This window comes from Salinispora pacifica DSM 45544 (assembly GCF_000378845.1).
GTDB lineage: Bacteria > Actinomycetota > Actinomycetes > Mycobacteriales > Micromonosporaceae > Micromonospora > Micromonospora pacifica.
The window spans coordinates 21,310-34,131 of sequence record NZ_KB905361.1; the positions used below are offsets into that span (position 1 = coordinate 21,310).

Annotated in this window: 18 protein-coding genes and 1 pseudogene; 1 reads left to right on the top strand and 18 read right to left on the bottom strand. The window is 70.4% G+C overall.

All coding sequences use genetic code 11. The features are described from left to right. Positions 1-51: 51 nt before the first annotated feature. The 5 genes from SALPAC3_RS0124960 to SALPAC3_RS0124980 form a co-directional block, all read right to left on the bottom strand. On the bottom strand, positions 52-1,266 hold the full coding sequence (locus SALPAC3_RS0124960; protein WP_018223893.1) for a phage minor capsid protein: 1,215 nt from the start codon (positions 1,264-1,266) through the stop codon (positions 52-54). A 3-nt stretch (positions 1,267-1,269) separates the two neighbouring features. Next, positions 1,270-2,775: a phage portal protein gene (locus SALPAC3_RS0124965; protein ID WP_018223894.1), complete on the bottom strand. Its 1,506-nt coding sequence runs from the start codon at positions 2,773-2,775 to the stop codon at positions 1,270-1,272. A 31-nt stretch (positions 2,776-2,806) separates the two neighbouring features. Beyond that, positions 2,807-4,075, bottom strand: coding sequence for a PBSX family phage terminase large subunit (locus SALPAC3_RS0124970; RefSeq protein WP_018223895.1), 1,269 nt, complete (start codon positions 4,073-4,075; stop codon positions 2,807-2,809). Continuing rightward, the gene (locus SALPAC3_RS0124975; RefSeq protein ID WP_018223896.1) at positions 4,065-4,577 is read right to left on the bottom strand and encodes a hypothetical protein; all 513 of its coding nucleotides are present in this window, start codon (positions 4,575-4,577) and stop codon (positions 4,065-4,067) included. The genes SALPAC3_RS0124970 and SALPAC3_RS0124975 overlap by 11 nt, the downstream gene beginning before the upstream one ends. A 221-nt stretch (positions 4,578-4,798) precedes the next feature. Beyond that, positions 4,799-5,068: a hypothetical protein gene (locus SALPAC3_RS0124980; protein WP_018223897.1), complete on the bottom strand. Its 270-nt coding sequence runs from the start codon at positions 5,066-5,068 to the stop codon at positions 4,799-4,801. A 105-nt stretch (positions 5,069-5,173) separates the two neighbouring features. Here SALPAC3_RS0124980 and SALPAC3_RS28180 point away from each other — a divergent pair, with 105 nt between their 5' ends. Continuing rightward, positions 5,174-5,641, top strand: a complete 468-nt coding sequence (locus SALPAC3_RS28180; RefSeq protein WP_155252992.1) for a hypothetical protein — start codon at positions 5,174-5,176, stop codon at positions 5,639-5,641. Here the strand turns inward: SALPAC3_RS28180 and SALPAC3_RS0124985 are convergent. From SALPAC3_RS0124985 to SALPAC3_RS0125050, 13 genes and pseudogenes are all read right to left on the bottom strand, one after another. After that, the gene (locus tag SALPAC3_RS0124985; protein WP_026185885.1) at positions 5,625-6,251 is read right to left on the bottom strand and encodes a hypothetical protein; all 627 of its coding nucleotides are present in this window, start codon (positions 6,249-6,251) and stop codon (positions 5,625-5,627) included. The two genes, SALPAC3_RS28180 and SALPAC3_RS0124985, sit on opposite strands and share 17 nt — an antisense overlap. Positions 6,252-6,279: 28 nt before the next feature. After that, complete coding sequence (locus SALPAC3_RS26355; protein WP_018223899.1) at positions 6,280-7,032, bottom strand: MCP four helix bundle domain-containing protein; 753 nt, start codon at positions 7,030-7,032, stop codon at positions 6,280-6,282. 9 nt (positions 7,033-7,041) lie between these two features. After that, on the bottom strand, positions 7,042-7,542 hold the full coding sequence (locus SALPAC3_RS0124995; RefSeq protein WP_018223900.1) for a hypothetical protein: 501 nt from the start codon (positions 7,540-7,542) through the stop codon (positions 7,042-7,044). Beyond that, positions 7,539-8,342 (bottom strand): helix-turn-helix domain-containing protein, encoded by an 804-nt coding sequence (locus SALPAC3_RS0125000; protein WP_018223901.1) that lies wholly within the window; start codon positions 8,340-8,342, stop codon positions 7,539-7,541. The genes SALPAC3_RS0124995 and SALPAC3_RS0125000 overlap by 4 nt, the downstream gene beginning before the upstream one ends. A 98-nt stretch (positions 8,343-8,440) precedes the next feature. Continuing rightward, entirely contained in the window at positions 8,441-8,809 is a 369-nt protein-coding gene (locus SALPAC3_RS0125005) for a hypothetical protein (RefSeq protein WP_018223902.1), read from the bottom strand. Continuing rightward, entirely contained in the window at positions 8,809-9,369 is a 561-nt protein-coding gene (locus SALPAC3_RS29030) for a hypothetical protein (protein WP_018223903.1), read from the bottom strand. The genes SALPAC3_RS0125005 and SALPAC3_RS29030 overlap by 1 nt, the downstream gene beginning before the upstream one ends. A 46-nt stretch (positions 9,370-9,415) precedes the next feature. Then, positions 9,416-10,315 carry a recombinase RecT gene (locus SALPAC3_RS0125020; RefSeq protein WP_018223904.1) on the bottom strand — a complete coding sequence of 300 codons (900 nt, stop codon included), beginning with the start codon at positions 10,313-10,315 and terminating at the stop codon, positions 9,416-9,418. Then, entirely contained in the window at positions 10,312-11,286 is a 975-nt protein-coding gene (locus SALPAC3_RS0125025; RefSeq protein ID WP_018223905.1) for a YqaJ viral recombinase family nuclease, read from the bottom strand. The genes SALPAC3_RS0125020 and SALPAC3_RS0125025 overlap by 4 nt, the downstream gene beginning before the upstream one ends. A gap of 196 nt (positions 11,287-11,482) precedes the next feature. Then, on the bottom strand, positions 11,483-11,641 hold the full coding sequence (locus SALPAC3_RS28520) for a hypothetical protein (RefSeq protein WP_018223906.1): 159 nt from the start codon (positions 11,639-11,641) through the stop codon (positions 11,483-11,485). Beyond that, positions 11,638-11,939: pseudogene (locus SALPAC3_RS26360) on the bottom strand (hypothetical protein). Before SALPAC3_RS26360 ends, SALPAC3_RS28520 begins: the two are co-directional and overlap by 4 nt. Then, positions 11,936-12,169: a hypothetical protein gene (locus SALPAC3_RS0125040; RefSeq protein ID WP_033775180.1), complete on the bottom strand. Its 234-nt coding sequence runs from the start codon at positions 12,167-12,169 to the stop codon at positions 11,936-11,938. Before SALPAC3_RS0125040 ends, SALPAC3_RS26360 begins: the two are co-directional and overlap by 4 nt. Then, on the bottom strand, positions 12,166-12,513 hold the full coding sequence (locus SALPAC3_RS0125045; RefSeq protein ID WP_018223909.1) for a hypothetical protein: 348 nt from the start codon (positions 12,511-12,513) through the stop codon (positions 12,166-12,168). Before SALPAC3_RS0125045 ends, SALPAC3_RS0125040 begins: the two co-directional genes overlap by 4 nt. After that, positions 12,510-12,822, bottom strand: a 313-nt coding sequence (locus SALPAC3_RS0125050) for a hypothetical protein (RefSeq protein WP_018223910.1), incomplete at its 5' end; no start/stop codon positions are given. The genes SALPAC3_RS0125050 and SALPAC3_RS0125045, both read right to left, overlap by 4 nt.

Below are 12,822 nucleotides of genomic sequence, written 5' to 3' on the forward strand. Positions count from 1 at the left end.
GTCACGATCGACTCCTCGGGTTGGGTGCTGCCCCGGACGGTCCGGGGACGACTATCGGGCCACGCCGATCTGCTCGCGTGGGCGTTGCCGGATCAGCCCGGTCGCGTCGACGTGGGCGCGGATCGCGGCCTGAGCGGCGCGGACTTTCGCCGCGGCGGCGCGGCGGGCGGCCGGGTCGATCGCGGCGGCCTCGCGGAGTTTGGCGCGGCGCACCCGACGCTCCAGCTCCCGCAGGCGCTGCCGGTCGCGGTCGCCTTGCGGGTTGGCGGTGTGCGTCGGCGGCCTCGTGGCGCCGGGTAGGTAGGCGGTGAGCCGGTGCGTGCAGTTCGGATGCAGCAGACCGCCTCGGACGGCCTCGTTGACGCTGCCGGCCACCTCGACGGCGACGGTGTCCTCGGCCGTGGCCGAGGCGACGTGCTCGGTGCGTCGCCCGGCCGGCCCGGACCGGGAGAGCACCGTACCCTCCCAGGGTCGACACCTGGCGCACTCCTGCGGCGAGTTGCTGACCATGACCAGGTCCAGCCCGGCGGCGCCCAGCCGGTCCAAATGGCCCTCCACGAGGGCTTGGGCGACGGTGGAGCGGGTAGCCATCTCCACGTAGGAGGCCAGCTGCCAGCGGCGGCCGGCCCGGTCCACGAACCCAGTGATGCCGCGGGAGAGTAGCTGCTCCCAGGCGATTTGAGCGGCGCGTCGGCGGCTGGCCAGGCCGGCGAGAACGTCGGGCGCGGCGGCGTGGGCGATGACGTCCCGGTAGGCGTCGAGGGTCCAGCGCAGGATCCGCAGGTGCGTGCCCCGTAGCGTGCTAACCAGCGACAGCACGAGCCGGTTGATCGCGGCAGCGCCCGGCATGTGGGTGGCGACGCGGGCCAGCTCGGCGGCGAGGCCTGCCCGTCGGGCGTTGACCATCTCTTGCAGCCCTGGCGGCAGGTCGGCGAGGCCTGCGCGGGCGAGCCAGTCCGGGTGGGTGTCCTGCACGCGGGCCAGCTCCGCGAGCGCGTCTCGGCCGCCGCGCATCCACGCCAGGATCACCGCTTGGGCGACCCGGTCGGCGAGGGGCCCATCGAGCCGGTCAAGCAGGGTCTGCGCCCAGCGGCGCACGGTGCCGATCGCGGCGAGTTTCTCGTCGGCCCAGTCGGGGCGGTCGGGGCGGTCCATGCCTGCGGCGAAACGGCGGGCCAGGTCGGTGGCGAGCCGGGTTTCCAGCTCGGCGTACAGGTCGACGAGAGTGCGGGCGAGCTGGTCGGCGAGGTGAGCGCGCTCCGGCATGGCTTACCTCCCGGTGAACGTGCCTGGATCCTGCACCTGCTGGCCCGTCTCGGCCTGGATCCGGGCGACCTCCTTATCGACCTGGGGTCCGTCCCAGTCCGGGTTAATCAGCTGCACCAGCGTCTCCGTGGACGCTGCTTCGGCGCGGCGCAGTAGGTCAGCGGTGGTCGCGAGCCGCTGTTGATCCTCTTGCACACTGTCCGCGAAGGTGATCTTTGGTGGCTGCGGTGTCACCGCAGCACGAAACGCGGTACGGGCGATCTCCAACTGCGCGGCGATGACGGACGACAGGCCCGGCCGCCAGTAGAGGGCCTTCTTCGCCCGGGTCACGAGGCTGCGCCGTTCCCGGGACTGGATCTCGGTGGCGGTCGCCGCGGCCTCACCGGCGATGCCGAACGTCTGCTGGCTGTAGCCGGCGTCGCGGAGGATCTGCTCCAGCAGCTCGTTCGCCGACCGGGAATGCTCCTCGACGCGGATCGCGAACTGGCTGACCGTGATACCGGCCCCGGAGCCGGGCAGGTCATGCACAGGGGTGAACAGCCGCTGGTCGACGTCGAAGGTCGCGCCGCCGCCGGGGCCCTGGGACTGGAGCATGTACGACGGCACGATCAGCCGGCCCTTGGCCAGGTCAATGTCTCGCATCCACGCCGACCACACGAAGTCGAGCTTGTCCATCAGCGGCTCGACACCCTCGTAGTCGGAGCGGCCGAGGTTGGCGCCCGCCGGTGTCGCCCTCCACCTGCGTGACGGCATCTGGTTCGGGACATAGGCGGCGGTGAGACGCTGCGTGCTGGTCTCGATCGTGTCGCCGTTGGCGGTGACCTGCGCGGCGAGGCCCGCGGTCTCCGGATGCTCAGTCAGCGGCACTCGCCGGCCGAGGGCGGTCAGGCCGCCGACGAACAGGCCGTGGATGATGCCGCCCGGCTCATGTCGTTCTAGGTGCCGCATCACCTGCTGCCCGTCGGTTTGCAGCTCCCGCCAGAACGTGACCGCGTACAGCTGGTCATAGCGCCACTCAGGTACGGCCGCGTCGGCGTGCACGGAGGCAATCCACGGCCGGTCGGAGACGTCGCGGTCCCAGACGACGCGGAGGTAGACGCCGCCGAGCGCCGCCTGCACGTCCGCGGCGCACAGCAGCGCGGCTTGAAACTGGTCGCCGGCCTGCTCCAGCCATGCCGTCGTGCCGCTGTCATCCGTGACGACCTTCGGCGGCTCGCTGAAAAGCAGATCGGCGCTGGTGGTGGCCAGGTCGGCGGCCACCGGGATGTGCAGCTTGTCGGGTGGCTCGCCGGTCGTGGCGGGCCGCCCCCACCAGAGGCGGGCGAGCCACCCGCCGACGCCTCCGGCGTACTGAACAGGGCGCGGACTCCAGCGGGCGATGTTCGCCGCGTAGTAGGCGTGCAGGCGTTGCGGGTCGCCGGAGTACCAGGCGTCCCACTCCTCAAGCTGATTGAGGATCGGCTTGAGGTCGCGGGGTGGCCATTCGGCGTCGCCGTTGGGCAGCGGCACGGGGCGGCCCTCCTCGGGTCCGATGGTCAGCTCAGGCGTCGAGGTGCTGGACGGAGCGCAGCAGCGGGCGCCACAGCACCTCGGGGGTTTTGATCGCGTACCGGCCGGCATCCAACGAGTGGTCGCCGACCTTGATCGGCTTGTCCTCGCCAAGGAGGGCAGCTTTGTCGTCCCACACATAGCCGGGTATTTCGGCGATCCAGCCCTCGCACGACTCGTGCACGAAAAGCAGACCCTCGGCGAGCAGTGAGGCGATGAGTCGGATGCCGTCAAGGACGTCGTTGTCGGCGGCGACCGGCATGAGGCCGTCGCGGAAGAGTTGGTGGCGGAAGCCGGCGGCGGCCGGGTCGACGCACACCCACTCAGGCTGGACACGCATATTGTCGAGCCAGCTACGTAGCCGCGCCGAGTATTCGGCCTGGGTGAGCTGCCGCATCCGCTGTTTGGAGTCCCACCGCCACTCCCGGCACAGGTACAGGCGGCCGTCGTCACCGACACCCAGTAGCAGTCCGGCGAACGGGTTGACGTCTCCGTAGTCCACGCCGAGGGAAACCCAACGGGTGATGTGCGGTAGCTCGCTGACCACGTGCCTGTCCGGGTCCCAGCCTTCGTAGACCGCGCCCTCGGCCATAACCCACTGGCCGAGGATCATCCGCCGGTACCACAGGCCCTTGTACTGTCGTCGATACCGATTCTTGACCCGCTCGGATAGGAACGGGTTGTCATCGAGGCCGAAATGCCAGATCGCCCAGTCACCGTGCAGCCGCCCACCGGGGCGGGCTTCGTCGATGCCGTTGGCTTTCAGCCAGTGCCGCGGGTTGTCCGGGTTCGTGTTGCCGAACAGTTGGGCGCCGTCGAGAGAGCAGCGGGCGAGTAGCTGTTCGTGGAAGCTCTGCGGCATCAGCGACCACTCGTCAACGTAGGCCGACGCGCAGGTCATGCCGCGGAGCCGGTTTTCGGAGCGTTCGTCGTTGAAGGTGATGACCTCGATGGTGCGGCCGAGGATCGTCGCTGTCGGTGCTCCCCGGGTGTAGGTGGTGGCCTTGGACAGCGGGCCGAACAGTCGGGAGTCGCGTAGCGGGTTGAAAATGTTCCGTACGGCTGTGTCGTAGGTCTTCGCGCACACCACCAGATCGCCGCTGGTGGGAGCATCGGCTACCTGCATCAGCCAGCGCAGCAGCCCGGAGGCGGTCTTCCCGGATCGGACGGCGCCCTCGGCGAGGTTTACGAACGCGTTGGAGTCGACCACGTAGTCGGTCTGCTTCTCGGACAGGGGCAGGGCGCGCAGGTTAACCACCATCGGTGGACCTCGCCTGGTTGCGGGCGGCGCGTAGCTGGTCGCGCAGCTCCAACAGCATGCCCTTTTCGTCGTCGCTGCCGGCGGCCTTGTCGTACTCGGCCAGCTTGAGTGCTGTGCCGGCGAGGGCTTGGATCGCGTTGGCGATGTTGCGTTTGTCGGCGAACGGCGGCTCTTCCAACGTGGTCGAGTTGTAGTCATTTTCCCGACCGCCGAAGTTGTAGACCAGGGCCGGAGCGAACATCTGCGCCATGAGTTTCTGGGCGGCCTGGAGGGCGTCAACGTGTAGTTGTGCGCGGCGGGCAGCGCCGTCGGCTTTGCGCGCTTCGGTGGCCTTGGCGGTCGCGCCGGACCGCTCGAAGGACAGACCCAGCTCTTGAGCGAGGCGGCTGATGGTGCGTCCGGAGCGGCCGATTTTCCGGCCGATCTCGTTGCGAGACACGCCCTGGGCGTGCAGTTCGCGGACTCGGTCGTAGTCGGCCTGGGTGACTGGTCGGGCGGTCATGGTGTGTCGCTCCGTCCCGGGCCTTGCCCGGTCCGAGGTGGGGGGGGGTGGGCTTCGCGTGGGGTTGGTGCGGGCAGGCCGTCCCAGCCTGCGACCTGCCCGCCTCGCCCTGGTCGCGTTCCGGTCTGTGGGTACGCGAAAGCCCGGCGCCACTGAGTGGTCGGCCGGGCCTTGGGCACACTCCGCCTATGCGGTGGATGTGTGAAAACATGATTGCTCGGTCAGGTGGCCGCCGTCAACTCGACACGCGCCCGGCCCCGGCCGGTGGTTCGGGTGAGCATCTCCACGTGGGCGGCCTGGTCGTAGCGGTACCAGGTGGTGCCGCGTCCTTGCCCGGGTAGGTGGTGGGCGGGCAGGAGGCCGTGCAGCTTGTCACTGGTGCGGCGGGAGCGGCGGGCCCAGTCACGGACCCGGGCGGCGGTGATGTCGGGGCCGAGGGCGTGGGCGATCTGCGCGGCGGTGCCGTAGCGGTGGCCGACAAGACTGATCATGGTTCGAGCGTATGTCCCTACTGGTGCCCGGGGTCTGCGTTGCCCAACTCGGCGACGACGTCGGGCATGGCACTATCTTCAGAGTGTATAGGGGAGGCATCGAAGATGAGTGAAGCCGTCAGTCCTCGATCGCTAATAGCGCATTTTATGATGGCTACGATTCTTCGCGACAGTGAATATCGGGACCAGATCCAAGCGCAGCTGGTGTCGACGCGCTGGCGAGATGCGGACGGTTTGGTTAACGGCGCACTGGCAGTAGCGTTGGATACGCACTTTACGGCTCCCCCGACGCTGCCGGACGTAAGGAAGTTGTCTCGAAAGATGGTTAGGCGGTTCCCGGATCCTCGAATGAGTGTAGGGGAAGTGGAGCTGGTTTTGCGCTCGGCTCTCGGGGAGAGCGTGGATTTGTCTGCTATTCCGGAGGGGAGAGTGGTGGGGTTAAAGATGCTTATTTTTGCGGGGATTGTGCGTATGAGAGATTGCTCGATAGATGAAATCGGCAACCTGTTGATCGAGGCAGAGCGCTGGGCCTTGGTGCGTGGATTCCGACCGACGTTTACGGCGGATCTGTGACGACTGCATGTCGGGGCCAGATGTGCCGTACGCCCTCCACGCCGCCGGGGCACCGGCAGTCGGGGGTGTGTCGGCAGTCGGCGGCGCATATGACGGTGCGGGCGGTGGTGGGTCCGGCGGTGTTCGCCTCCAGGGAGCGTTGCTGGCATCCGGGGCAGTCGCCGGGTATCCGCGTGCGGTAGGGCGGCTGGTTGAGCCAGCCGCGGACCAGCTCGTCCTCGTCGGCGAGGTGCGAGGCGAGGAGGGTGAGGGCGCGGGGCGGCAGGGTGAGGGCGGGTAGGGCGGTGAGGATGCGTTCCAGCGGGTCGCGCCCGGCGGGGAGCCGGTACATGCCGGCGAGCCACGTCAGCCGGCCGTCCAGGCGTTGGATGCGCTCCGCCCACGTCTGGGTGCGCGGTGCGGGCCGGTCGGCGGTCAGCGTCGCGACAGGGTCAGCGTGTCCCCCGATCGGGTGGATGGTGCCGTGAATGGGGCTACGCAGGATCGGCGCGGCGGCGGTGAGGGTGTCGCCTCGGTGCCGGGCCTCGGCGGCGGCGAGCGTGGCGAGCTGCTGTCTGGCTGTGTGGATGGACCAGGCGGCGGCGGTGGCGTGGAGATGGTGCGGTGTCACGGCGCTGGTGCTGCCGCCGCACCAGTTGCTACTCATGCGTGAACTCCTCGGGGCCGGAACTCTGCCTGGGCTGGCATGATCGACAGCCGAACGGTCGACCTGGGCGAAGGGTGGAGCAGGAGGTCACGGATGACCTCCACGCGTTCCTCGGCGGCGCGGGCGGCCCGCCACTCCGCCGTGGAGTGGTCGAGGAACGCCTGCATCTCGGCTGGGGGCATGTGGTGTCACGGTCCCGCTCGGGGCCTACACGGGCCTGTGTGTGGCTCTCAGCGGGTGGCGCGGTGTCCTGCGTGCCGCCGGTGGCGGCGGTGCTGTGGTCCGGGCAGAGCACCGTGAGGCCACGCAGACGCATCCAGCCGCGGTCCTGTGGGCCGACATCTGCGCGATAGCTCCGGTGACATCCCGGGTAGACGCAGTAGCGGATCAGGGTCCCCACGTCGTGCGCGCTGCCGGCAGCGGAACCGGGGCGGGCGGCGTACCGCGCCCGTACCTCGTCGAGCTGCTCGACCACGTCGTCGAGGGTGGCGATCAGGTCGCGGGCGTCGGCGAGGGTGGCGCGTGCGCGGTGCCGCTGCGCGGCGAATTGGTCGATCAGCTCTTGGGCTTCGCCGAGGGCGGAGCGGGACCATGCCCGGTCGGCGGCGAGTTGGTCGATCAGCTCGGCGGCGGTGGCGAGGGGGCTGTGGCAGCCGGCGCGGTTGAGGGCGGCCCACACGTCGGTGAGCGCACGCTGCGCCTGGTCGCACTCGCCGTGGATGGGCAGGTTGACGTGCTGGGTCATGGCATCTCCTCAGGCGGACTTGCGGCGGACGATTTGGTTTAGGACGTCGCCGACGGACGACAGGCCCGGCACCCGGCCGGTTTTCCGTTCGGCGTGGGCGCGGTCGAGGGCCCGTTGGCGGATTTCGTCGGATGGCGTCAGCGGTGGGGGTGGCTCTTCGTCGGCCGTCTCACCGAGGGCGGCGGCGATGGCTTGTCGGCACAGTTCGGCGCCGCGGGCGGCCCGTGCGTCGCGGGTGGCGTCGTTTTCGTATCGCGATGGCAGGGCGCGGACCTGGTGGGCGACCTGGCGGCGCCGTTCGTCGCGGATGGTGTGGGTGTGGTGGCGGATGTGCGCTGGCATGATCCGGTCGGTGCTGTCGCGGTAGTGGCGTCGGAGGGCGTCGCGGGCCTCGGGGTAGGTGATGTCGTGGAGGTCTTCGTGCCAGGCGAGGACGTCGGCATCTCCGACGGTGCGTAGGTCGCGGGCTGCGGCGGCGGCGAGGATGAGCGCTACCTCGGTTTTGGTCATGACGCCTCCTCTGCGGCGTAGCGGGCGGCGAGTTCGAGGGCGGCACCGACGCGTTGGTCGGTAGTGGATGGTCGGGGAGCCTGGCTGCGTTGGGCGGTGAGGCGGAGTTGGTCATACCTTTCGCGGAGTTTGGGCATCGAGAGGATGTTGGAGCGCCAGAACTGGTCGTCTTGGCACCAGTCGATGCAGCGGGTGATCTGGTCGACGGTGCGGCCGTCGCGGTCGATGAGTCGTCGGGCGGCGTCGCGCCACGCTTTGGTGATGGTGGGGCGTTTGGAGCCGTTGGCTTCGATGCGGTCGGCGAGGTGGCGGCAGATCTGCTCGACGTCGATTCGGTCGGGGATCGCGACGTCCTTCGTCGGGTGCGACGAAGGAGAAGGTTCTACTGACGGTTCTATTGACGGTTCAAGGACGGTTCCGGGTGAACGCCGTTCGGGGGTGACCCGAACGGCGTTCGGGGGTAGGGGTGAACCGTGTTCGGGGGGCCGAACGGTGTTCGGGGGAACATCGTTCGGGGGGCGAACGGTGTTCGGGGGTGAACGGTGTTCGGGGGTAGGCATGACGACGCGGTAGCGGTTACAGCCCTTCGGGCCGCTGTTGCGCCCCACAACCAACTCGCCGAGCTCGACCAGACGGGCGATGGCCTTCTGCACACCCCGATCGGTCAGCCCGGTCTTACGGACCAACTCGGCCATGCTCGGGTAGGCATTACTGCCGTCATCCGCGGCGCAATCGGCGATGGCGAGCAGGACCAGACGGTCAGTTTTGGTTGACCGCGACTGTTCCCACACCCAGGTCATAACCCGGACACTCATCGATCCTCGACGTCCTATCTATGCGCTGTTCTGTGCGGGGGTGGTTGGGCCGGCCCCGCCCCTCCCGGGGCCGGCCCAACCGGTCAGGGGGTGGTCTTGTGGCGGGCGCGCTGGTCGAGTTTGCGGAGCCTCCAGTCCTCCCGCTCGGCGGTCTCGCACGGTTCGCACGGCTTTTCGTCGCGTTCTCGGTGCCGCTTCGCGGCGGCCGGCGTCCCACACGGCTGTGGACCGCGGGCCGGCCGTGGTGTGACTGTCCAAGCGGTTAGGTGCAGCCACGGCCGGTCGTCCGGGACGGCAGCGGCGAGGACGTACAGCAGCCGTTCCCGGTCGCCCGGGTCGGGCAGCGTCGCGGCGAGCCACCGCGCGTTGGCCTGCGGGTCGTCGTCGCGGACCCGCACGACCAGTTCGGCGGCGACGGCGGCGAGCTGGTCTACGTAGGTGCTGCTGCCCATTACGCGCCGTCCTGGAGCCGGTCCAGCTCGGCGGCCAGCTCCCGCCGTAGTGCCTCCAGGCGGTGCACCTCGTCGCGCCAGGCGGGTACGTCATCGGCCACGGCACGGGCGAGCAGGGCGGCATCTGGCTGCCGGCCGCCGTCGCGGGCGTCGGCGTACACGGCGTACCGGCTGGCCATGGCGTCCAGGTCCGGCAGGAGACGGGGCGGCCCGGCCGGGGCCGGCATGACACCGGCCCCGGGCTCGTAGCCGCCGCATCCGCACGTCGAGGTGGAGCAGCCGCCCCGGCGGCCGGACCGCAGTGTGTGTAGCGGCTCCAGGTGCCCGCACACGCACCAGCCCGGCTCCCTCACCGGCCCGCCGAGGGCGGCGTCGCGGTCGCGGGTCACGGCCGGCCCTTGCCGGTCACCGGGGCGCACGGGCACCCGCTGACATCCATCACCGCCGGCCCGGCGGACACCAACGCCCAGCACGGCAGCTCCCGCTCGGCGGCGGTAGCGCACAGCGGAGCGGAGCAGCATCCGCAGGCGTCGCAGCCGGGCGACGGCGGTCGAGCCCATACGTGCTCTACCTCGATGGCGTTGCCGTAGTACGGATCTGCGTGGCTCATTGGGCGTCGCCCGGCTGCGCCGCGTCCGGCCACTCCTGCTCGGCATGCCCGCTGGCATCATCGGATCGCGTCGGCTCTGTGGGCGCCTCGTCGAGTACCTCGCCGTCCAGGACGTCGCCCTGCGGTGTAGTGGCACCATCCGGGGCGTCCGTGGCGGATGCGACCCGGTGGGCCTCAGCCGCGGCGCGCAGTTGTTCCCGGCGGAACTCCGCCGATGTGGGCACCCACTTCTGCAACTGCCGCACCGCCGACTTGAGCCACATGGCGGCCTCGTGCTTCTGCCACGGGCTGTACTCGCTGGTCGCGCCCTGGCTGCTGGCCTTGATGCGGTCGATGTCGTCGCGGTTCAGCTCGACAACCCGGGACACCGCGCCGTCCTTCATGCGGGCGTAGGCGTACACCCCGACCAGGGCGCCGCGTTCGGCGTCGCGGGCGAACGGCTTGTATCGGTGTACCGGCACGTCGTCGATGCCGCGCTGGTAGCGGTACTCGTCGTTTTCTCGCACGGTCTCGGCGACCACCGAGGCGACCGCCCCGGCTCGGTACATCAACTCGATGTGCCCCTGGTAGCCGGTGATTCCTAGGATCTCCAGCCGGCCCTTCACCTTCCGCGGGGTGAGGTAGTACTGCTCGGTGCCGGGCTCCAGGCCCTGCCGGGCGGCGTCGAGTAGCGCGGCGAGGAACACGCCCGGGTTGTTCGCGGCGGCGAGCTCCAACTCGAACCGGCCACCGTCGCCACGCTTGCCGCGCTTGAGCGCACCCTGGGCCAGCCGAACCCACGTGGCCGGCTTGATGTGCGACGGCAATACCTGGGCGAACGACTCGGAGTACTGCGTGATCAAGCCGGCCGGGGAGTTGTCCCGGGTGGCCACGGCCTGTGAGACGGTCTGCGTCATCGCTTGCTCCTTGCGGGGGTAAGCCGATCGGTGGTGGAGGTGGTGGCGTACGCGGCGGCCATCTCCGGCTGGTCCGCCTTGAGGCGGACCGTGTCGACGCGGGTCACGTCGTAGACGGAGCGGGTGGCGACCTTCACCCCGGCGGCGTCGACCGCGGTGCGGTTCGCGCCCATCTCGGCGCGCAGGCGGGCTTCGAACCGGTCGCACAGCCGGGTAGCGGCCTGCTTGAGGGCGCGGGCTCGCCGGTAGCCCGCGGCTGTCTCGGTGCTGATTTCTGTTTGCTCGTCTACCAGGCTCGGGTGGAGGCGCTTGATCGTGGCGAGAGTGGCAGTGTGCTCATCTACGTCGGGCGGCTTACTGGCGTCGATTCGGGCAAGTAGCTGGCGGGCGGCGTCCCGCATTACGGTCAGGTCCCGCTCGTCGCGGCGGATCGGCCCATACGCCCGGAACCCACCCGGGCCAAGCACGGCTAGGTGTCCCTCGTCGACGCCGAGAACGTCGCACTGCCACAGCACCTGCGCGCGGTAGTAGACCGGGATGTCATCGGTGCCAGGCTCGCCCCAGCCGTCCCAGGTGCCGGTCCACTTGCACTCCAGCACCGACGTCAGCCGGCCGACGCCCGGCCGCACCCGTGTCCTAACGAGCCGGTCGGGGGTGGCGAGTTGCCACCGCCGGGCCTCGTGCGCGTAGAGGCCAGCCGGACGGACGTACATGCCTGCTGGGGTGCCGACGGTGTCGGCCCACCAGTCGGCGACAACCGGCTCCATCCGGCGACCAGTGGACATGTCCACGGTGTCTTCGGCGCGCCAGTCGTTGATCTTCCGCCAGTAGAGCGAGAACGGGCTGTCCCACGGCGACAGGCCGAGCACGGCACCGATCTCCGACGCGGTGACCCCGTCACGGCGCAGCGCGTGCCACTCCGGGTTAACGGGGTTGGCCTGCTCAGGGGTGAGCAACTCGACCGTGTTCATGACCGCCTCCCCGGAACTGCGCGTAGCTGCTGGCCGCCGGGTTCACACCCGGGATGCCGGTCGTAGACGCCGCGCTGGCCGTCGGCGCCGACGGTGGCGGCGGGATGCACCGGCCACCGGCACCCGCCAGCACACGGTCGCCCGCCGGTGATCGCGGCCTGGGTCGCGGCGGCGACGTCCGCCCATCGCCCGGCCCTCACCGCTGCCTCGCTTCCGGGTAGCGGTGCCGGCGGACTGTCCGTACCCGGACCGCCCGCGGCAGGTCCCCGGGCGTGCGCCGGTGCCGGCCCGCCACCCGCACCGGACGGGACAAGTGCGCGGCCATGGGCAGGACCAACGCGTCGATGAGGCTCACCGGCCCGCCTCCTCACGGCCGACGCCGAGCCGCTCCCGCGCGGCCACCAAACCCACCCGCAACTGCTGCGAGGTGGCGATCGCCTGGTCCCGGGCGGCCCGTGCCTGCCGCAGGTCGTCGGACAGCCCGCGGGCCAGGTCCCGCCACTGGCGGGCAGGTCCCGCCACTGGCGGGCCTGCCGGGTCCGCCGCTCGTAGGCGGCCGTCGTGGTGTCCAGCTCGTCCTGCAGGCGGGCACGCTCGCGGTCGGCCGCGTCCAGTTCGGCGGCCAACTCCCGCACGATGTCGTCAGTGGTCACGTCAGGCTCCAGATCAGCAGGGCGAGCAGCAGGTACAGGCCGACGCCGAGGGGCACCCCGACCAGCAGGGCAGAGACGATGCGGACGGTGTCCGCGTGCGGCGCGGCAGCGTGCCGGGGGCCCTCGACCGCCGGGCAGGCCAGACCGTGAGTGCGGCCGGGGACGGTCAGGCAGCCGGGGCACATGTTCGGGCCACTGTGGATGAGTTCGGGGTCGCGTCGGCCAGTCATCGCCGCCCCCACTTCGCGCGGCGAGCCTTCTCCAACGCGTGGACGTGCTCGCGGCACGGCTGGCACTTCTCGCCAGCCTTCAGATGCCGCCGGTACTGGCCTTCGCTTGGGCAGCCCTGCCGCAGCGGCGATACCCGCGGCGGTAGCGGCTCCGGTGGGGGTGCTTCGCCGGTCCACACCTGGGCGTGACGGTGGATGGTGTCGTAGCCGACGAGCAGGCGACCTACCCCGGCGTCGAGGTCGACCACGCCGCGCGTGCGGCGGGGCGCCTCAGCCGGGCGGGAGGCGACGTCGTCTGGCTCGTCGTCGATGCTGGCGAGGATTTGCGCGGCGGTGCGGATCACCGGGCCACCTCCCGCAGCGCCGGATCAGTCAGCGGCAGCAGGCCGGGGCAGTGCGGCGGCAGCGTCACCGGCATCTCCGGCGGCGGCGGGTACTCGCCGGCCGCTACACCCCGCCAGTAGCTGCAGGAGCCGTCGTGAGGCTCCCCGGGCAGATGCCCACACAGCGGGTCCTCGACGGTGATCGGCTCGGCGGCGGCGGCCGTGAGCGGCCACGTGGTCTTGGACGGCTGGCCGGCATCCCACTCGGCGTGCCGCAGCACCACCGCGTCCACCGGGTCAGCGAGGTCCAGGGCGCTCATGCCGTCACCG